The following is a 667-nucleotide window of genomic DNA, read 5'->3' on the forward strand; positions in this document are numbered from 1 at the left end:
TTCTGCAATATCACCGCCACCTCCGGTAACATCACCTCCTACCATACCATCTTCTGGTTCTGGTAAGTCGTTACTTGGTCCATCTGGCAAATCGTTATTACAATGTGAAAAATCATAGATAGCCACTTCTTTGGTACCTGTACATGTATTTCCACAACCCATAAAGTTTTTCATATAATCACAACCATGTGGTCCATCTTGTCCTGTTGAAAAATCATAGTGTTGACAACAATAAGTACCAGCTGTATGATACCCTCCTTGATTACATGTTTGAAACTCTGTTCCTGCATACACCCCCTCACAAGGTTCTTCTGTGGTGCCACCTCCACTATCTGGCTCAACCCAATCAAAAGAATCTCCTTTTGCTAGATGTAAGTTATCTAACTTTAATTTTTCTTCTGAAATTGGATATAAACTAACCTTTTTGTAAGGAACTTCATTATTCGCTTTATTTTCTCCTACTTGATAAGTAACTAAAAAATAGCTGAATTTGTCATCGTGTTTTTTAACTAAAAAATTCTCAAAATCTGAGTCTTCAAGAATTGTAGAGTCTATTTTAAAAGTCCATGTAATTGTATTGTTTACGGTTATTTTATGGACATTTTCTGTTAAAATAGTTAATCCTTCGGCTAATTCTCCTGTCCCTTTAGATTGTACGTTTTGCTTA

General features: G+C 35.4%; 1 protein-coding gene. It reads right to left on the reverse strand.

The window, feature by feature from the left end; all coding sequences use genetic code 11:
- Positions 1–667 (reverse strand): hypothetical protein (locus tag V1T75_RS16390; RefSeq protein WP_330489566.1); only part of this gene is annotated, 667 nt, incomplete at both ends.

The sequence above is a fragment of the Tenacibaculum sp. FZY0031 genome (assembly GCF_036350695.1).
GTDB lineage: Bacteria > Bacteroidota > Bacteroidia > Flavobacteriales > Flavobacteriaceae > Polaribacter.